Here is an 18,221-nt window from a genome sequence, read left to right as displayed (position 1 = left end):
CGACACGCACACTAGATTTGGAGCCCTCGAAGCAAAGCTTCCAGTCCGCGCTCGAAGTCGGCGTCGGCCCGTTCGTCGCGCCGGGTCCACTCGTCCACTTCCGGGTCGGCCCATCCTGACTGCTGGACCTCGACGGCGACGCTGCCGAAGACGAACGCCCGCAGCGAGCGCACGGCGTCGGCCGCGTCCGGCAGGCCCGCGTCGGTGAGTTGCTCGACCTGCTCGCCGATGGCCAGGGCGGTGCCGCCCTTCGGCGGTTTGGTGAGGGCGAGCGCGAGCACGCCGGGGTGCTCGCGCAGCACCTCGCGGCTGGCCCGGCACCAGGCCTTGGCGGTCTCCTGCCAGGTGGCCGCCTGCTCCACCCGGACGGCGGTGACGTGCTCGGCCAGCGCGTCCATCAGCGCTTCCTTGCCCCTGGGCAGGTGGTGGTAGATGGCCATGGCCTCCACCTGCAGGGCGTCGCCCAGCCTGCGCATGGTGAGCCGGCGCAGGCCCTGGCTGTCGGCGATGTGCAGCGCGGCCTCGATGATGCGCTCGCGGGAGAGGGGGACGGGCGGTCGCTTGGCGGGCATACTGATCATCTTACTATGTAAAGGCGCCGGGCACGCGGATCCGGGTACTGGGCGTGGCGCGGCACGGCGTACCCTGGTCGCTGGCAAGAACCGACAGTTCGAAGGGCAGAGTCGATGGCGTTTTTCCGTCCGCGGGTGAGCCGCGAGGCCGAGGTCCGCTTCCACGCGGATCAGGAGATCTCCAAGAGCTTCCCCGAGCTGCTGGACAAGGCCAGGCAGGCCGAGCGGACGCTGCGCGAGCTGCAGGCCACCGACGCGGACGATGTCGAGCTGCGGGCCGCGGGGATGGCGTTCGACAAGGCGCTGACCGAGGCGCTGCGGGCGGCCGAGGCGGGACAGCGGGCCACGTTCGGCGTCAAGTCCTACGACGACCGCATCGCCCGCCGCAAGGCGAAGGCCACGCCCGCCGGCGCCATGTGGACCGCCGAGGTGGAGCGACTGCGCACGCTGCGCGAGGAGAACAGGCTCTGGGGCATCCCGCGCCTGCCCCGCCCGGTCCCCGCGGCCCGCTGACGCCGTTCGATCCGCACACCGAAACACACAGGCGCAGTTCCACCCGTACGGTCGGAGCGCACAGAGATCCGTGCGGTGGAGCGCTTGACTGCGCAGACGCCCCGGTCCGGGAGGTATTCCGGGCCGGGGCGTTCGGCGTACAGAGGGCTGGAGAGGTCAGCTGGCCCAGTCGAGCAGGGGGCGTGTGTTGCTCGGGTGGCGCAGCTTGGACAGCGACTCCTTCTCGAGCTGGCGGATGCGCTCGCGGGTGAGTCCCATGTGCTTGCCGATCTCGTCCAGCGTGTGCGGCTTGCCGTCGACCAGCCCGAAGCGCAGAGCCATGATCTTGGCCTCGCGCGGTGAGAGGTTCCGCAGCACGCCCCGCAGCTGGTCGCCCAGCAGCTGGCGGTCGACGATCTCCGACGCCTCCGGCGAGTCGACGTCCTCGATGAGGTCGCCGATCGTGGTCTCGCCGTCCTCGCCGATCGTCGCGTTGAGCGAGATGGGCTGGCGGCTGGTGCGCAGCAGCTCCTCGATCTGGTCGGGGGTCTTGTCCAGCTCGACGGCCAGTTCCTCGGGCGTGGGCTCGCGGCCCAGCCGCTGGTGCATGTCGCGCTCGATGCGCGACAGCTTCGACAGCATCTCGAGTACGTGGACCGGCAGGCGGATGGTGCGGGCCGAGTCGGCGAAGCCGCGCTGGATGGCCTGGCGGATCCACCACATGGCGTAGGTGGAGAACTTGAAGCCCTTGGTGTAGTCGAACTTCTCCACGGCCCTGATCAGGCCCAGGTTGCCCTCCTGGACGACGTCCAGCAGGGACATGCCGCGGTCGGTGTACTTCTTGGCGACCGAGACGACCAGGCGGAGGTTGGCCTCCAGCATGTGGTCCTTGGCCGCCTTGCCGTCCTGCGCCACGAGCATCAGGTCGGCGTGCCGCGCCGGGGTCAGGTCGGGGGTGCTCTCCAGCTTGTACTCGGCGTACAGGCCGGCCTCGATGCGCCTGGCCAGCTCGACCTCCTGCGCCGCGGTGAGCAGCGTGCGGCGGCCGATGGACTTGAGGTAGGTGTGGACGGAGTCGCCCATCACGGACTGGTTGTCGTCCAGGTCGAGCGGCTCGTTCTCGGCGTCGACCTCCTCGGCCACCTCGGCGGAGACCTCCAGCACCAGGTCGTCGGGGCCGTCCTCGTCGTCGTCGGCCTTCATGTTCTTGTCTTTTGCCTTGGCGGCCTTCGAGTCGGTAGTCTCGGTGCCGGAAGCCTTCCTGGCGGAGCGCTGGGTCTTCTTGGCGGTCTTGGCCAGTGTGGGCTCGTCCTCGGCGGCCAGACTCACGCCGGCGTCGGTGAGTTCGCGCAGGATGGACCGGCCCTGGGCCGGGCTGATGCCGGCCTGGGCGAAGGCGTCGCGCAGCTCCGCGAGAGAAAGGTGACCTTGGTTTCGCCCTCGGTCAATGAGCTGCTCGAGGTCTGCGGGCGGAGTGGCGGTCGCCACGGCGGTTCGGGGCATGAGGACACCTCCTCCATACAGGAGCGGAAACGATCTAGGCGGGTTCATGGTGGGGCGGCCCGGCTCCGGCCGCTCGACTCACCAGTATCCATAACGCCATCGGCCGCTATTTGTTCCCGTGAGGGCGAAAAAGGGCGGAACCCACCCTAAGGCCCGCCCCTTGACGATCCTACTCGGGCAAGACGAGCTCACCCGGCTTGACCTCGGGCATCGGCATCGGCTGCGCCTCCTGCAAGCGGTCGTCGGTCCAGTAGCCGACGACCTCGTCCGGATCGGCTTCGAGCTCGTCGGACACCACGATGCCGTCCTCGGTGTGCTTGGCGTCCCGGGTCGGCGGCGGACTGAACGGGGGGTCCTCCTGCACCACGGCCCTGGTCTGCCGGGCCTGGTCGAGCCTGCCCGCCGAGGCGGCCGCCGCGACCGAGACGCCGCCGACGAGGATCACGCCGACAACCGCCGCAGAGGCCCACATCTTGCGGGTCTGGTTCATGAGGCTCCCTCCTTCTCCCCACTATGACGCATGCAACAAGTCATCAGGTTCCGGACTTGAGCCGCATGAGATCTGTTTTCCCGTTTGCGAGCAATGGCAAGCGGGGCATCAGGCGCAACTCACGTGGCGCGGCGAAGGGCGGCAGCCGATCGGCGCAGTAGGCGCGGAGCTGGGACAACGTGGGCGGGTTCGCCGGGTCGGCGGGGACCGCGACGGCCACCACGGCCTCGCCCCACTCAGGGTCCGGCCGGCCCACCACCGCCACCTCGGCGATCTCGGGGTGACCGCCGAGCACGGCGGCCACGGTGGCGGCCACCACCTTCTCGCCGCCGGTGTTGATCACGTCGTCGGCCCTGCCGAGGACGCGGAGCCTGCCGCCGGACAACTCGCCGAGGTCGGAGGTGACGAACCAGCCGCCGTCGAGGGGGGCCTCGCCACCGAAGCGGTAACCGGCGAACAGCACGGGCCCGGCCAGGCGGATCCGGCCGTCGTCGCCGATCCTGCAGTCCACGTGGTCAAGGGGCCGGCCGTCGTACACGCACCCGCCGCTGGTCTCGCTCATCCCGTACGTCGTGACCACCCGGGCGCCGAGGGCCGCGGCCTCGGCCAGCAGTCCCGGCCGGGGCGCCGCGCCGCCGAGCAGGATGGTGCGAAAGCGCGACAGGTCCGCCTGGAGCCCCACCAGCCGGTGCAACTGGGTCGGGACCAGCGAGACGTGCGCGGCGCCCGAGGCCAGCACCGCCTCGGGATCGAAGCGCTCGTGCAACACCGGCTCGCTCTCGCCGAGCAGCGATCGGACCAGAACCTGCAGGCCGGACACATGGGAGACGGGCAGGCAGCACAGCCACCGCTCACCTTTGGCGGCCTCCACCCGGCGCAGCGAGGCGGCCGCGGAGGCGCGCAGGGCCGTCGCCGAGAGCAGCACGCCCTTCGGGGCGCCCGTGCTGCCGCTGGTGGCGATGACCACCGCCACGTCACCGGGCACGCCGACGCCGTCCGCCTGCCGTACCCCGTTCACGTGGGTGGGGCGCAGGGCCGCGAGCGCGGGGCCCTCCTGGCCGGGGGTCAGGGGCAGCACGGCGGGTCCGTCGCCGGACAGCGCGTCGCGGATCGCGGCGAACAGCCGGGGGCCCGCGGGCTGCACGACGGCGTGCAGCGGGCGGTCCGGATGCGACGGGTTCCTCCACATGCTCGTAAGGTTAATGGCGTCAGATCGGGCAGCGGCGCAGGGAGGGTCGTGACGCGTTCTCCCGTGGTTTTCCGGATTCCGATGCGCACCAGGTTCCGGGGTCAGACCGTCAGAGAAGGGGTGCTGCTGCACGGGCCGGCGGGCTGGGGCGAGTTCTCGCCGTTCCCCGAGTACGGGCCGCGCGAATGCGCCCGGTGGCTCGCCTGCGCGCGCGAGGCCGCCTTCGAAGGCTGGCCCGCGCCGGTCCGCGCGTCGGTCCCGGTCAACGCCACCGTGCCCGCCGTCGGGCCCGAGCAGGCGCACGAGATCGTCCGGCGCTCCGGCTGCGGCACGGCCAAGGTCAAGGTGGCTGAGCGCGGGCAGAGCTTCGCCGAGGACCTGGCCAGGGTGGAGGCCGTGCGTGACGCGCTCGGCCCGGCCGGCAAGCTGCGCGTCGACGTCAACGGCGCCTGGGAGGTGGACGAGGCGGTCCGGCGGCTCAAGGAGCTCGACCGCTTCGACCTGGAGTACGTCGAGCAGCCCTGCGCCACGCTGGCGGAGCTGGCGGCGGTGCGGCGGGCCTGCGACGTGCCGGTGGCGGCCGACGAGTCCATCCGCCGGGCCGAGGATCCGCTGCGGGTGCGGGCCGCCGAGGCGGCCGACATCGCGGTGGTCAAGGTGCAGCCGCTGGGCGGCGTGCGGGCGGCGCTGCGGGTGGTGGAGGCGTGTGGGCTGCCGGCCGTGGTGTCGAGCGCCGTGGAGACCTCGGTGGGGCTGGCGGCCGGGCTGGCGCTGGCCGCCGCGCTGCCGGAGCTGCCGTACGCGTGCGGGCTCGCGACGATGGCGTTGCTGTCGGGCGATGTGGTGGAGGATTCGCTGGTGCCCCTGGACGGGATGCTGGCCGTACGCCATCCTGAGGTGAATTTTCATCATTTGTCGGATATGTCGAGTTTTCAGATTGATTCTCCGTCGTGGCTACGCCGGATGCAGGAGGCGTCACTGTGAATCCCGCTACCGCGCTGGCCACGGTTCTGGTCGACGAGCTGGTGCGCTGCGGCCTCACCGACGTCGTGATCGCGCCCGGCTCCCGCTCCGCCCCGCTGGCGCTGGCGCTGCACGCCGAGTCGCGGGTGCGGCTGCACGTCCGGATCGACGAGCGGTCGGCCTCCTTCCTGGCGCTCGGGCTGGCCCGGCGGGCCGAGCGGCCCGTCGCGCTGATCTGCTCCTCAGGGACGGCCGCCGCCAACTTCCACCCCGCCGTCATCGAGGCCGGCGAGTCCGGTGTGCCGCTGCTCGTGCTCACCGCCGACCGCCCGCCCGAGCTGCGCGGCACCGGCGCCAACCAGACGATCGACCAGCTCAAGCTGTACGGCTCGGCGCCCCGCTGGTTCGCCGAGGCCGGGACGCCCGAGAACCGGCCCGGCCAGGTGGCCTACTGGCGCTCCCTGGCCTGCCGCGCCTACCAGCGTGCCGTCGGCCCGGACGATCCGGGGCCGGTGCACCTGAACCTGCCCTTTCGGGAGCCGCTGATCCCCGACGGCGACCCCTCGTGGTGCGAGCCGCTGGACGGCCGCGCCGGCGGGCCGTGGGTGCGCTCCCGGGTCGCGCCGCCGCCCATCGCCCTGCACATCCCGCCCACCAGGCGCGGCGTGCTCGTGGTCGGTGACGGCGCGCCGAACGTGCGCCGATACGTCGCCGCCGCCGGGATGGCGGGCTGGCCGGTGCTGTCCGAGCCGAACGGCGGCGCCCGCTACGGCGACCACGCCATCTCCACCTACCACCACCTGCTCGGCGTGCCGGACTTCGCCGACGCCTACCGGCCGGACGTGGTGGTCACGCTGGGCCGTCCCGGTCTGTCGAAGCCGTTGCTGTCCTGGCTGGGGCGTGCCGACGAGCACATCGTGGTCGCCCCCGACCTGGGCCGCTGGCCCGACCCCACCCGGTCGGCCAGCCAGGTGGCGCAGGCGGTGGAGATCCCGGTGGCCTCGGGTGACGACAGCTGGCTGCACTCCTGGCGGCAGGCCGACGCGGCCGCCAGAACGGCGCTCGACGAGGTGCTGGACGACTCGGGGCTGAGCGAGCCCCGGCTGGCCCGCGACCTGGCGGACATGCTGCCCAACAGCGCCCTGCTGTTCTGCGGCTCCTCGATGCCGATCAGGGACCTGGACCAGGCGATGCGGCCCCGGCGCGGGCTCAAGCTGCTGGCCAACCGCGGCGCCTCCGGCATCGACGGGCTGGTGTCCACGGCGATGGGCGCGGCGCTGGCGCACAACGGGCCCTCCTACGCGCTCATGGGCGACCTGTCGTTCCTGCACGACCAGAACGGCCTGATCCTCGGCCCCCGGGAGCCCCGGCCGGACCTGTGCCTGGTGGTGGTCAACAACGACGGGGGCGGCATCTTCTCGCTGCTGCCCCAGGCGGCGCTGCGCGACCCGTTCGAGCGCGTCTTCGGCACGCCGCATGGAGTGGACCTGGGTTACGTCACCGCCGCGACCGGCACCCCGTACACGCAGGTGCGGGACCCGTCCGAGCTGTCGAAGGCGCTGCGCGGCGAGGGGCCGCGAGTGGTGGAGGTGCGCACCGACCGTGCGGCGAACGCGGCGGTGCACGCGCGGATGCGCGACGCCACCGAGGCGGCGATCACGGCCTTCCTTCAGGACTCTGCCGCCGCAGGGTGAGGAAGTGGCCTTCCAGGCCGGTGATCCGCAGCAGCCGCGCCATCGGCGCGGGGACGCCGGCCAGGAGCAGTCTCGTGGCGTGCAGCCTGGCCTGCCCGCGGAGCGCGACCAGGGCGCCGAGCCCGGCCGCGTCGATGAACGACAGCCCGCTCATCTCCAGCACCACCTCGCCGCCGGCGCGTTCCAGGACATCGAGCAGGTGGGCGCGCAGGACGTCGATGGTGGCGATGTCGAGCTCGCCGGAGACCGAGACGGTCACGGTGTCACCGTGGTCCCTGGTCGTCAGGTGAAGTGGTGCCATGGCCCGAATGCCGTCCCCAAAGCCGAGAGATGCGCCGGCCCTCGGGCACGCCACACCGTGCCCCCACGGGCGTGGCGGATCCGAGCGGTCGGCGCGAGGAATGTGTGACGCGGGGTTCGGGCGGCACGGTGAAATCAGCGGCGACTGCCTGTTTCCAGCTGGAGTGTAACCCGATGGCCGATCGGTTCGCCGGAAGATGGGGATACGGGTGGCCTTAGTGGCTCACCGCTCGATGAGGGTGACCTCCAGGGAGTAGTGGGAGGCCCGGTAGATGTGCGAGCCGTGCTCGACGGCCCGGCCCTGGTCGTCGTAGGTGGTGCGGACCATGGTCAGCAGGGGGGCGCCGCGCCGCTCGTCCAGCAGCTTGGCCTCGGTCTGGGTCGCGGCGCGGGCGCCGATGCGCTGGTTGGCCACGCGCATCCGCACGCCGGAGCCGCGCAGCAGCTCGTACAGGCCGCGGCCTTCGAGGTCGGCGGCGGTGAGCTGGGCCAGCCCGAGCGGCAGCCAGTTGTGCAGCACGGCCAGGGGCTCGCCCGCGGCGAAGCGCAGCCGCTCCAGGTAGAGGACGTCGGCGCCGGGCTCGACGCCGAGGATCGCGGCGACCGCGTCCTCAGCCTGGCGCGGCTCCAGCTTGAGCACCTGGGTGGCCGGCTCCTGGCCGGAGCGGCGCAGGTCGTCATAGAGGCTGGTCAGCTCCACCGAGCGTTTGACCTGCCCGTGCACCACCTGGGTGCCGACGCCGCGCTTGCGGACCAGCAGGCCCTTGTCGACGAGGTATTGGATCGCCTGGCGAATCGTGGGCCTGGACAGCCCCAGTTTGTCGGCGAGGAGGATCTCGTTGTCCAGCCGGGAGCCGGGTGTCAGGTCGCCGCGCCGGATGGCTTCGGCGATCTGCTCGGCCACCTGGAAGTAGAGCGGCACGGGGCTGGATCGGTCCAGGTCGATCGCCAGATTCGCGGTCATGCTGATCAGATTATCCGAGGTCAGAATGTCCTGACAAATAGCACTTGTTAGGCTGCAGGTCGTGTCGCTTGTTCATCCTGAGGTCACTATGTCCTGTCATAGTCGCCGATGACGGGCGGTCGGCGAGCTCATAGGGGGATGCATGGACGTGACCGGACTGCTGGACACCGCCACCGAAGCGGCCATGGCGGCGGGACCCCGGCTGCGTGAGGCCTTCAGATCCCGGCCGCAGATCACTACAAAACGGGACTTCCACGACCCGGTGACCGAGCACGACAGAGCCGCGGAGGAGACCATCCGCGCCGTCATCACCGCACGCCGGCCCGGCGGCGCCATCGTGGGGGAGGAGGGCGGCGAGACCGGCTCGGGCGAGGTGCGCTGGTACGTCGACCCCATCGACGGCACCGCCAACTTCGCCGCCGGCCTGCCGTTCTTCTGCGTCTCCATCGCCGCCTCCGTGCGCGGCGAACTGGTCGCGGGCGTGGTGTACGACCCGATACGCGAGGACATGTTCACCGCCTCCACCGAGGGAGCCTGGTGCGACGGCAAGCCGATCCGCAGCGAGGGGGCCACCCGGGACCGTGAGGCGATGCTGTTGAGCAGCTATCCGACGCCGCTCGACCTGGAGGCCGAGGGGGAGGAGGCGCTGCGCCGCTACGGCCGCTTCGTCGGCTCCTTCGCCGCCGTGCGCCGGCCCGGCAGCGCCGCGCTCAAGCTCGCCCACGTCGCCGCCGGCTGGTCGGACGCCGCCTACGGCACCCACTCCCACCCCTGGGACGTGGCGGCCGGAGCCCTGCTGGTGCGGCAGGCCGGCGGCGTCTATCTGGGCGACCCGCTGGCCAAGGGCGACTATCTGGCGCACGTGGGCGGCTTCGACCTGAAGAACTCGGCCCTGGCCGAGGTGCTGCCCGGCTGAAGGCCGCAGCGGTGCTCAAGCGAGGTTCGGCCTGGCCGCGCTCACGCCGGGGCAGGTCGCGGGCGGTTCAGGGGCGGGTGAGCAGTGGTGGGAGGTCGGTCAGGGTGGTGATTCTCGGGAAGCCCGGGGGAGCGGTCTCGACGCCGAGCCGGTCCAGCCAGACCGAGCGCATCCCGGCCGTGGCCGGGCCGGTGACGTCGTTCGCCACGTCGTCGCCCACCAGCAGCACCTCCCCGGGCGCCAGCCCGAGCGCGTCGGCCGCGCCGGTGTAGCAGGCCGGGACCGGTTTGTAGCAGCCGTCCAGCACCTCGCCCGTCAACACGGGGCCGACCCGCCCGCCCAGCCCGATCGCGCGTACCTTCGCCTCCTGGATCTCCTGGCTGCCGTTGGTGAGCACGCCCAGCCGGAACCCGTCGAGCGCGGCCACGGCGTCCGCCGCGTCCGGAAAGGCGGTCCACCCGTCGCGGTAGTGCTCGGCGAACGCGGCGAAGGCGGCGTCCAGGTCGCCGGGAGTCTCCAGGGCCAGTTCCTGGCAGAGCGCGCGCACCCGGCGGCGGCGCTGCTCCGCCCACGAGCACTCGCCCGCGTGCCACGCCTGCAGATGCGGCCCCTCCAGCGCGGCCCAGAGCCCGGCCGCCTCGCCGAGCCGGGGGTGGCCGGGAGCGCGGGCCGACACCCAGGCGGTGATCCCGGCGTCGGCGGCGGCGCGGTGGTCGAGCAGGGTGCCGTCGAGGTCGAACAGGATGCCCTTGATCATGAGGTCATCCTGTCAGCGGGCCCGCGGGTCCGGCGATAGGCACCGGCCTGCCGGACGTGCTCGATCATCAGCAGCTCGGCCCGCGCGCCGTCGGCTCCCGCCAACGCGGTCAGGATCGCCGCGTGCGCGTCGAGCTGCCGCCTGACCTGGGCCGCGTCCAGCCACAGCGAGGCCGCGGCGGGCACCGGGAAGCTGTTGCGCACCGCTCTGGCGTGCTGGCCGAGGAAGGCGGGCCCGCCGATGTCGGCGATGCGCAGGTGGAAGTGCCTGCTCTGCTCGCCGAGACGGTCGTTGCCGCCCTCGTCGGCGGCGCGCTCCATCGCGGCGTGCAGGTCGTGCAGGTGGGCCAGCTCCTCGCCGGTGATCCGGGCCGCGGCCAGCCGCGCGCCGAGGCCCTCGACCACCGCGCGCAGCCCGTAGAACTCCTCCAGCGCGTCGTCGCCGAGGTCGACCACGGTGGCGCCGTGGTGGGCCTCGTAGCTGACCAGCCGATCCTTCTCCAGCCTGCGCAGCGCCTCGCGTACGGGGGTGACCGAGACGCCCAGCCGCTGGGCGACGGCTCCGGCGCGCAGGGCGGTGCCACCGGGGATCTGGGCCGTGCGGATCTCGTCCAGCAGGACGCTGTAGACGTACTCGGCCTTGCTCATGGGCGGCCGGGGCTGGCTGGTCATGTCTCCTAGTGTCTCCCAAAGTTGACCTATGACATATTTCTTATAAGTTGCATAACTATGACAAGCCTCGCCGACCTGAGGGTCATCGACGCCGCGACGTTGTTCGCCGGCCCCTCGGCCGCGATGATGCTCGGCGACTTCGGCGCCGACGTGATCAAGATCGAGCATCCACGGCGCGGCGACCCGTCACGCGGGCACGGCGCCTCGGTGGACGGGGTGGGGCTGTGGTGGAAGTCGCTGTCGCGCAACAAGCGCGCGGCGGCGGTCGACCTGTCGCGCGAGGAGGGGCAGGAGATCCTGCGCCGCCTGGCCGAGCGGTCCGACGTGCTCGTGGAGAACTTCCGCCCCGGCACGCTGGAGCGCTGGGGCCTGGCGCCCGCGGACCTGATGGCGCTCAACCCGCGGCTGATCGTGGCGCGGATGACCGGGTTCGGGCAGTTCGGCCCGATGGCCAGGCAGCCCGGATTCGGCACCCTGGCCGAGGCGATGAGCGGGTTCGCCGCGATGACCGGTGAGCCGGACGGGCCGCCGACGCTGCCGCCGCTGGCCCTGGCCGACGGCATCGCCGGCCTGGCCATGTCCTACGCCGTCATGGTGGCCCTGCGCGCCCGCGAACGGACCGGACGCGGCCAGGTGATCGACATGGCGATCATCGAGCCCATCCTCGGCCTGCTCGGCCCGCAGATGACCGCCTTCAAGGCGCTCGGCGTGGTGCCGGAGCGCACCGGCAACCGCTCCAGCAACAACGCGCCGCGCAACACCTACCGCACCCGCGACGGCCGCTGGCTGGCCGTCTCGACCAGCGCCCAGCCCATCGCCGAGCGCGTCGTCACCCTGGTCGGCCGCGCCGACCTGGTCGAGCAGCCCTGGTTCGGCAGCGGCAGCGGCCGGGTGCGGCACGCCGACGAGCTGGACGAGGCCGTCGCCACCTGGATCGCCGAACGGGACGCCGCCGAGGTCATCGCCCGCTTCGAGGAGGTGCAGGCCGCCGTCGCCCCCATCTACGACGTGGCCGACATCGCGGTGGATCCGCAGTACGCGGCGCTCGGCACCTTCGTCGAGGTGCCCGACGAGGAACTCGGCACGGTCACCGTACAGAATGTGCTGTTCCGTCTGTCGGAGACGCCGGGGGAGGTGCGCTGGCCGGGGCGCGGCCTCGGCCGCGACACCGACGAGGTGCTCGGCGAGCTGGCCTACACCCCTGAGCGGATCGCCGCGCTGCGCGATGGCGGAGTGATCGCGTGAACCTCCCCGTCACCTGGCTGTACGTGCCCGGCGACCGGCCCGAGCGGTTCGCCAAGGCGGTCGGCTCCGGCGCCGACGTGGTCATCATCGACCTGGAGGACGGGGTCGCGCCGGCCCGCAAGGACGAGGCCCGCGACAACGCCGCCGCCTTCCTGCGCGAACGGTCCGCGGCGAGCGACGGGGGGCCGCCCGTCCACGTGCGGATCAACGACCTGGCCGGTCAGCGCGGGCTGGACGACCTGGACGCGCTCGCCGCGCTGGCCGACGCCGTCCGGCTGCCCAAGGTCGAGTCGGCCGGCACGCTGGACCTGCTGGCGAGGTTCGGCGTACGGGCGTACGCGCTGCTGGAGTCGGCGGCCGGGATCATGGACGCGCGGGCCATCGCCGCCCACCCGTGCGTCGACGGGATCGCGCTCGGCGAGCAGGACCTGGCCGCCGAGCTGTTCATCACCGGCGAGAGCGCCGTGACCCACCTTCGGCTGCAGGCCGTGCTCGCCGCCGCGGCGGCGGGGCTGCCGCCGGTGCCCATGGCCGTCCACCCGGACGTACGGGACGAGGCCGGGCTGGTGGCCTCGTGCGCGGCGGGGCGGGCGCTGGGCATGTTCGGCAGGACCGCGATCCATCCGCGGCAGCTGCCGCTGATCAGGGCGGCCTTCCGGCCGACCGAGGAGGAGGCGGCCAAGGCCGCGGAGATCGTTCAGGCGGCGGAGGTCGCCGGGGCGGGCGCCCTCGCCCTGCCGGACGGCAGGTTCGTGGACGCCCCGATCGTGGCCAGGGCGCGCCGCACCCTGACGCTGTTCACCCGCCTGGCCGACGGCGCTCAACCCCCTGGACCTTGACACAGTTCGCCCGGCCGCCGATGGCGCTTGATCCTCGGACCGTGACGCTGTTCGCGTGACCGGCGGCGGAATCTAGCCGACGGGGCTCCAGCGGACCGACAGTTCCAGGTCGTCCGGAGCGCGGCCCGGCAGGGGGCGGTGCGCCGGTGGCTGCCGTAGGGAGTCCAGCATCAGGGCCAGGAAGCGGTGGCGGAGTTCGCCGGTCCGCTGTTCGTCGCCGAGCTTCACCGAGGCGAGCTGCTCGAAGATCAGCGCGAGATCGGCGGGGGTGATGTCCGGCCGGAGCACGCCCGCCTCCACCGCGCGGGTGTGCAGCCGCGTCGCCAGCTCGGAGGCCCTGGCGGCGTGCTGGTGCAGCTCCTGCGTGGGGTGGAAGGTGCCCGCCAGCTTGATCGTCAGTGAGTTGGTGTCGGCGTCGACGATGCCGCGCATGTAGCCGGCGAACTCCTCCCAGGGGTCGTCATGGTCGCGCATCGCCTGCTCCGCGACGGCGATGTAGAGCTGCAGCCCGTCGCCGCAGAGCTTCTGCAGCAGGGCCTCCTTGCTGGGATAACGCCGGTAGAGGGCACTGATCCCGACGCCCGCCCGCTCGGCCACGGCCGCGATGGGGGCGCCCGGGTCGGCGGTGAAGACGGCGCGCGCCGCCGTGAGGATCAATTCGTCGTTGCGCGCGGCCTGCGCCTTGCGGCCGCTCATGGGTGCTGTCGTCATGGACTCAGCATACTGGAACGAACAATTCCGTTCTATCTCGTACGGTTAAAGAGCTCGTGCCGGCGTCCGGGTCGGGAACGATTCGTCCCTTGTCCTAGGCATTAGTCCGTATGTCTATACATACAGATGATATTGGGGTACAACCGGTGGCAGCCCGTTGCTCTTGGAGGTTTCGGATGAGACGCATTCCGGTAGTGCTGGCCATGATGAGCGTTCTGGCGCTGGGCGGTTGCTCCGCCGCCGGTGAACAGGCCCCGCAGAGCGCGCCCGCGCAGGGCTCGGCGCCGGCCGCGACCGGCGCGGGCACCTACGCCGTGATCACCCACGGCGCGCCGGGCGACTCCTTCTGGGACGTCGTCAAGAACGGCGCCGAGGCCGCGGGCACGGAGTACGGCGCGCAGGTCACCTACCAGGGCGACGGCGACCCCGCCAAGCAGTCGCAACTCATCGACCAGGCGGTCTCCAGCAAGGTCGACGGCATCGTGGTCTCCCTGGCCAACCCCGACGCGCTGCGCGAGGCCATCGGCAAGGCCGTCGCCGCGAAGATCCCCGTGGTCACCATCAACTCCGGCGCCGACACCGCCAAGGAGCTCGGCGCGCTCACGCACGTCGGCCAGTCCGAGGACGTGGCCGGGCGCGGCGCGGGCGAGCAGCTCAAGGCGGCCGGCGTCACCAAGCTGCTGTGCGTCATCCACGAGGCCGGCAACGTCGGCCTCGACCAGCGCTGCAAGGGCGCCGAGGAGACCCTCGGCGGCACCGTCGAGCGGCTGCAGGTGGACGTGAGCAACCTGGCCGACGTGACCTCCAAGGTCACCGCGAAGCTGCAGACCGACAAGGCCGTCAACGGCGTGCTCGCGCTCAACCCGGCCGTCGCGGTCGCCGCCAGGGACGCCATCGCCGACGCCGGTTCGCAGGCCAAGCTGGCCACCTTCGACCTGTCGGCCGACGTGGTCACCGCCATCCAGGGCGACGAGATCCTGTTCGCGGTCGACCAGCAGCAATACCTCCAGGGCTACCTGCCCATCACCTTCCTCCACCTGTACAAGAACAACCTCAACACCGTCGGCGGCGGCCTGCCCGTCAACACCGGGCCCGGCTTCGTCACCAAGGACAACGCCGAGCAGGTGGCCAAGCTGGCCGAGGCGGGCACCCGATGATCGGGGAGGCGCCGTGACGGCCACCACCGCCGACGAGCGGCTCGCGCGGGTCGGGTTGCTGCGCCGCCTGCTGATCCGGCCCGAGCTGGGCGCGGTCGTCGGGGCGGTGGTGGTCTTCACCTTCTTCGCCACCCAGTCGGCGGTGTTCAGGTCCCCCGAGGGCATCGCGAACTGGCTGGACCCGGCCGCCACGCTCGGCATCATGGCGGTGGCCATCGCCCTGCTGATGATCGGCGGCGAGTTCGACCTGTCGGCGGGCGTGCTGACCGGCACGACCGGGCTCATCCTGGTCACCCTCGCCACCCGCTACGGCCTGAACGTATGGCTGGCCATGCTGGTCAGCCTCGTCGTGGCGCTCGGTGTCGGGCTGCTCAACGGCCTCATCGTGACCAGGACGCGGCTGCCCAGCTTCATCGTGACGCTCGGCACCTTCCTCATGCTGCAGGGCGTCAACCTCGGGGTGACCAAGGCGCTGACGGGCACCGTACAGGTCAGTGGGCTGCGCAGGGCGGAGGGCTTCGAGGCGGCGCGGACCGTCTTCGCGGGCACGATCCAGATCGGCGGCACCTCCTTCCGGGTGGCGATCCTGTGGTGGTTGCTGGTCACCGCGCTGGCCACCTGGGTGCTGATGCGCTCACGGGTCGGCAACTGGATCTTCGCGGTCGGCGGCAGCGAGCCGGCGGCGCGGGCGGTCGGGGTGCCCGCCGCCCGGACGAAGATCGCGCTGTTCATGACGACGGCGGTCGCGGCCTGGCTGGTCGGCTCGATCATGGCGCTGCGCTACACGTCCGTGCAGGCCAACATCGGCATCGGGCAGGAGTTCATCTACATCATCGCCGCCGTGATCGGCGGCTGCCTGCTCACCGGCGGGTACGGCTCCGCGATCGGCGCGGCCATCGGTGCGGTGATCTTCGGCATGGCCGACAAGGGCATCGTGTTCCTCGGCTGGGACGCCGACTGGTTCAAGTTCTTCCTGGGGGCCATGCTGCTGCTGGCCACGCTGGCCAATCGCCTGGTCAGGCGCTATGCCGAGGAGGTCAAGCATTGATACTCGAGACCCGGGGCATCGGCAAGTCGTTCGGCTCGGTGCTGGCGCTGCGCGAGGTGTCGATGGGGGTGGCGGCGGGCCAGGTCACCTGCGTGCTCGGCGACAACGGCGCGGGCAAGTCGACGCTCATCAAGATCCTCGCGGGTGTGCACCAGCATGACTCGGGGACCCTGCTCGTGGACGGCGCGGAGGTCCGGCTGAGCAGCCCCAGGGACGCGCTCGACCGCGGCATCGCCACCGTCTACCAGGACCTGGCGATGATCCCGCTGATGTCGGTCTGGCGGAACTTCTTCCTCGGCTCGGAGCCGCGCAAAGGCCTGGCCTTCGACGTGCGCACGGCCCGGCGGGTCGCCGGCGACGAACTGCGCGCCATGGGCATCGACATCCGCGACGTGGACCAGCCGGTCGGCACCCTGTCGGGCGGCGAACGGCAGTCGGTGGCCATCGCCAGGGCGGTCTACTTCGGCGCCCGCGTGCTCATCCTGGACGAGCCGACCTCGGCCCTCGGCGTCAAACAGGCCGGCGTGGTGCTGCGCTACATCGCCAGGGCCCGCGACCGGGGGCTCGGCGTGGTGTTCATCACGCACAACCCGCACCACGCCTACCCGGTGGGGGACCGGTTCCTGCTGCTGAACCGGGGGACGAGCCTGGGCGAGTACGCCAAGGCCGACATCACCCGCGAAAAGCTCACCTCCCTCATGGCCGGCGACGCCGAACTGGAGGAACTGGCCCACGAGCTGGAACGGGAGTGACGGCAAACAGTTCTTCGCGAAGAACTGTTTGCGAAGAACTGTTTGCGGTTTACCCTAGCCGGTATGACTGAGCCCGCGAAGCCCGCCACCGAAGTCGTCCTCGACGCCAAGGGCCTGCGCGCCCTCGCGCATCCGCTCCGCGTCGAGCTGGTCAACCTCCTGCGCAGGCACGGCCCGTCCACCGCGACCCGCCTGGCCGACCTGCTCGGGGTCAATTCCGGTACGGCCAGCTACCACCTGCGCCGGCTGGGCGCGGCGGGGTTCGTCGAGGAGGACACCGAGCGGGGCAACGCCAGGGAGCGCTGGTGGCGGCCGGTGCACCAGATCACCCGGCTGGCCGACGTCGACCTGGCCGAGCGGGAGCCCGAGGCGACGCTGACCTACCTCCAGGCGGTGTCCGCCAGTTACCACCTGCGGGTCCAGCAGGCGCTCAACGCCTTCGACACCATGCCCCGCGACTGGCGGCGCATGTTCGACCTGAGCAGCCGGTCGCTGCGCCTGACCACGGGGGAGGCCGAGCGGCTGCGCGACGAGCTCGACGAGGTGCTCGACCGCTACCGCCGGGACGCCCCTGAGGCGGTGGCGCCGGAGGGGGCCGAGCGGCTCTCGCTGATCACGCTCTTCCTGCCTGACCTGGAGGAGTCGTGACCGGGCGCTCGTTACGGCCGCTGGGGGGTGTGCTGGCGGCGATGGCCGTGTCGCTGACCGGCACCCGGGTATCGGCGATCGCGCTGCCCTGGTTCGTGCTGGTCACCACCGGCAGCGCCGTCCAGACGGGGCTCGTGGCGTTCTGCGAGATGGCCCCGTACGTGCTGGTCAAGGCGCTGAGCGGGCCGCTGGTCGATCGGGTGGGCCCGCGGCGGATCTCCTGGATCACCGACGTGGTGAGCGCGGCCGCGACGGGAGCGGTCGTCGCGCTGCACGGCGTGGACGCGCTCGCGTTCGGGCCGCTGCTGGGCATGGTGGCGGTGATCGGCGCGGCCCGGGGGCCGGGCGACCTGGCCAAGGAGATCATGGTTCCGGAGGCGGCGGAGCGGGGGCTGGTGCCGCTGGAGCGGGCCACCGGGCTGGCGGGCGTGACCGAGCGGCTGGCCGGGACGGTGGGCCCTGCGGCGGGCGGAGCACTGGTGGCGCTGCTCGGGCCGCTGGCGGGGCTGGGCGTCAGCGCGGCCTGTTTCGCCCTGGGCTCCGTGATCGTGGCGTGGGCACTGCCGGCGGGCGTGGGTCTGTCGCCAGGTGTGGGGGATCAGGCGCCGGGCGTAGGGCATCGGGCGTCGGCGCGGGAAGAGCGGGCCGGATACTGGCGGCGGTTCGCTCAGGGCTGCCGGTTCCTGCGCGGGGAGCGGCTGCTGCTGGCGCTGATCGTGATGATCGGCGTCACCAATCTGCTGGACGCGGCGTTCGCCTCGGTGCTGCTGCCGGTGTGGGGCAGGGAGTCGGGACACGGCCCGGCCATGATCGGGGTGAACAGCGGGGTGATGGGGCTGGCGGCGGTCGGCGGCAGCCTGGTGGCGGCGGCGGTGGCGCACCGGATGCGGCGGCGGGTGGTGTTCTTCGTGGCGTTCCTCATCGCGGGCGCGCCCAGGTTCCTGATCCTGGCGGTGGACGCGCCGGTGTGGGCGATGGTGGCGGTGTTCGCGGTGAGCGGGTTCAGCGGCGGCTTTCTCAATCCGATCCTGGCGGCGGTCTGGTACGAGCGGGTGCCGCGCCACCTGCTCGGGCGGGTGAGCGCGCTGGGGGACTCGGTGGGGTACATGGGCATTCCGCTGGGCGGGCTGGTGGCCGGGGCGGCGCTCGCCTGGGCGGGACTGGCGCCGGTGCTGGTGGCGTGCGGGGCGGCGTACTTCCTCGCCACGAATGTGACGGCCCTGCGGCCGGAGTGGCGGGAGATGGACCGGCTGCGCGGCCGCGGGCGGCCCGCCGTACCGGATGGTGCCGGTACGGCGGGGTGACGGTCC

General features: G+C 72.1%; 20 protein-coding genes. 11 read left to right on the top strand and 9 right to left on the bottom strand.

Annotated features, from left to right (window positions below):
- Positions 1–11 precede the first annotated feature (11 nt).
- Positions 12–572, bottom strand: coding sequence for a TetR/AcrR family transcriptional regulator C-terminal domain-containing protein (locus tag IEY87_RS14405; protein WP_189139128.1), 561 nt, complete (start codon positions 570–572; stop codon positions 12–14).
- A gap of 114 nt (positions 573–686) precedes the next feature.
- Between IEY87_RS14405 and IEY87_RS14400 the strand changes: the two genes are divergently transcribed.
- On the top strand, positions 687–1,085 hold the full coding sequence (locus tag IEY87_RS14400; protein ID WP_189139127.1) for a hypothetical protein: 399 nt from the start codon (positions 687–689) through the stop codon (positions 1,083–1,085).
- Between the two features lie 156 nt (positions 1,086–1,241).
- Here the strand turns inward: IEY87_RS14400 and IEY87_RS14395 are convergent, their stop codons facing one another.
- The 3 genes from IEY87_RS14395 to IEY87_RS14385 all read right to left on the bottom strand — a co-directional run bounded on the left by IEY87_RS14395 (position 1,242) and on the right by IEY87_RS14385 (position 4,246).
- A complete protein-coding gene (locus tag IEY87_RS14395; protein ID WP_189139126.1) occupies positions 1,242–2,567 on the bottom strand; it encodes a sigma-70 family RNA polymerase sigma factor in 1,326 nt (441 codons plus the stop codon).
- 169 nt (positions 2,568–2,736) lie between these two features.
- Positions 2,737–3,057 (bottom strand): hypothetical protein, encoded by a 321-nt coding sequence (locus IEY87_RS14390; protein ID WP_189139125.1) that lies wholly within the window; start codon positions 3,055–3,057, stop codon positions 2,737–2,739.
- 43 nt (positions 3,058–3,100) lie between these two features.
- Positions 3,101–4,246 carry an AMP-binding protein gene (locus tag IEY87_RS14385; RefSeq protein WP_189139124.1) on the bottom strand — a complete coding sequence of 382 codons (1,146 nt, stop codon included), beginning with the start codon at positions 4,244–4,246 and terminating at the stop codon, positions 3,101–3,103.
- Between the two features lie 81 nt (positions 4,247–4,327).
- Here IEY87_RS14385 and IEY87_RS14380 point away from each other — a divergent pair, with 81 nt between their 5' ends.
- A complete protein-coding gene (locus IEY87_RS14380; protein ID WP_229699340.1) occupies positions 4,328–5,230 on the top strand; it encodes an o-succinylbenzoate synthase in 903 nt (300 codons plus the stop codon).
- The gene (gene menD / locus IEY87_RS14375) at positions 5,227–6,903 is read left to right on the top strand and encodes a 2-succinyl-5-enolpyruvyl-6-hydroxy-3-cyclohexene-1-carboxylic-acid synthase (protein ID WP_189139122.1); all 1,677 of its coding nucleotides are present in this window, start codon (positions 5,227–5,229) and stop codon (positions 6,901–6,903) included. The genes IEY87_RS14380 and menD overlap by 4 nt, the downstream gene beginning before the upstream one ends.
- Here the strand turns inward: menD and IEY87_RS14370 are convergent.
- Positions 6,866–7,204 (bottom strand): STAS domain-containing protein, encoded by a 339-nt coding sequence (locus IEY87_RS14370; RefSeq protein WP_189139121.1) that lies wholly within the window; start codon positions 7,202–7,204, stop codon positions 6,866–6,868. The two genes, menD and IEY87_RS14370, sit on opposite strands and share 38 nt — an antisense overlap.
- A 222-nt stretch (positions 7,205–7,426) precedes the next feature.
- Positions 7,427–8,167: a GntR family transcriptional regulator gene (locus IEY87_RS14365; RefSeq protein ID WP_189139120.1), complete on the bottom strand. Its 741-nt coding sequence runs from the start codon at positions 8,165–8,167 to the stop codon at positions 7,427–7,429.
- 142 nt (positions 8,168–8,309) lie between these two features.
- Between IEY87_RS14365 and IEY87_RS14360 the strand changes: the two genes are divergently transcribed.
- Complete coding sequence (locus tag IEY87_RS14360) at positions 8,310–9,083, top strand: inositol monophosphatase family protein (protein WP_189139119.1); 774 nt, start codon at positions 8,310–8,312, stop codon at positions 9,081–9,083.
- 67 nt (positions 9,084–9,150) lie between these two features.
- Here IEY87_RS14360 and IEY87_RS14355 read toward each other — a convergent pair whose 3' ends face one another.
- Positions 9,151–9,840, bottom strand: a complete 690-nt coding sequence (locus tag IEY87_RS14355) for an HAD family hydrolase (protein WP_189139118.1) — start codon at positions 9,838–9,840, stop codon at positions 9,151–9,153.
- The gene (locus IEY87_RS14350; protein WP_225277336.1) at positions 9,837–10,511 is read right to left on the bottom strand and encodes a GntR family transcriptional regulator; all 675 of its coding nucleotides are present in this window, start codon (positions 10,509–10,511) and stop codon (positions 9,837–9,839) included. The genes IEY87_RS14355 and IEY87_RS14350 overlap by 4 nt, the downstream gene beginning before the upstream one ends.
- 57 nt (positions 10,512–10,568) lie before the next feature.
- Here IEY87_RS14350 and IEY87_RS14345 point away from each other — a divergent pair, with 57 nt between their 5' ends.
- Together IEY87_RS14345 and IEY87_RS14340 are read left to right on the top strand one after the other, a co-directional pair.
- Entirely contained in the window at positions 10,569–11,756 is a 1,188-nt protein-coding gene (locus IEY87_RS14345; RefSeq protein WP_189139117.1) for a CaiB/BaiF CoA transferase family protein, read from the top strand.
- Positions 11,753–12,595, top strand: coding sequence for an HpcH/HpaI aldolase/citrate lyase family protein (locus tag IEY87_RS14340; protein ID WP_189139116.1), 843 nt, complete (start codon positions 11,753–11,755; stop codon positions 12,593–12,595). The genes IEY87_RS14345 and IEY87_RS14340 overlap by 4 nt, the downstream gene beginning before the upstream one ends.
- A 72-nt stretch (positions 12,596–12,667) precedes the next feature.
- Here the strand turns inward: IEY87_RS14340 and IEY87_RS14335 are convergent, their stop codons facing one another.
- Entirely contained in the window at positions 12,668–13,306 is a 639-nt protein-coding gene (locus IEY87_RS14335) for a TetR/AcrR family transcriptional regulator (protein ID WP_225277337.1), read from the bottom strand.
- Between the two features lie 176 nt (positions 13,307–13,482).
- On the opposite strand from IEY87_RS14335, the gene IEY87_RS14330 reads away from it, so the two are divergent.
- From IEY87_RS14330 to IEY87_RS14310, 5 genes are all read left to right on the top strand, one after another.
- Positions 13,483–14,463 carry a sugar ABC transporter substrate-binding protein gene (locus IEY87_RS14330; protein WP_189139115.1) on the top strand — a complete coding sequence of 327 codons (981 nt, stop codon included), beginning with the start codon at positions 13,483–13,485 and terminating at the stop codon, positions 14,461–14,463.
- A 13-nt stretch (positions 14,464–14,476) separates the two neighbouring features.
- Positions 14,477–15,511, top strand: coding sequence for an ABC transporter permease (locus IEY87_RS14325; RefSeq protein WP_189139114.1), 1,035 nt, complete (start codon positions 14,477–14,479; stop codon positions 15,509–15,511).
- On the top strand, positions 15,508–16,263 hold the full coding sequence (locus tag IEY87_RS14320; RefSeq protein ID WP_189139113.1) for an ATP-binding cassette domain-containing protein: 756 nt from the start codon (positions 15,508–15,510) through the stop codon (positions 16,261–16,263). The genes IEY87_RS14325 and IEY87_RS14320 overlap by 4 nt, the downstream gene beginning before the upstream one ends.
- A gap of 63 nt (positions 16,264–16,326) precedes the next feature.
- The gene (locus IEY87_RS14315) at positions 16,327–16,911 is read left to right on the top strand and encodes an ArsR/SmtB family transcription factor (RefSeq protein WP_189139112.1); all 585 of its coding nucleotides are present in this window, start codon (positions 16,327–16,329) and stop codon (positions 16,909–16,911) included.
- A complete protein-coding gene (locus IEY87_RS14310; protein ID WP_225277338.1) occupies positions 16,908–18,215 on the top strand; it encodes an MFS transporter in 1,308 nt (435 codons plus the stop codon). The genes IEY87_RS14315 and IEY87_RS14310 overlap by 4 nt, the downstream gene beginning before the upstream one ends.
- The last annotated feature ends 6 nt before the right edge of the window (positions 18,216–18,221 follow it).

The organism is Nonomuraea glycinis (assembly GCF_014646515.1).
Classification (GTDB): domain Bacteria; phylum Actinomycetota; class Actinomycetes; order Streptosporangiales; family Streptosporangiaceae; genus Nonomuraea; species Nonomuraea glycinis.
Note: the sequence above shows the minus strand (reverse complement) of the source record. Positions and strands in the feature narration are given on the sequence as shown.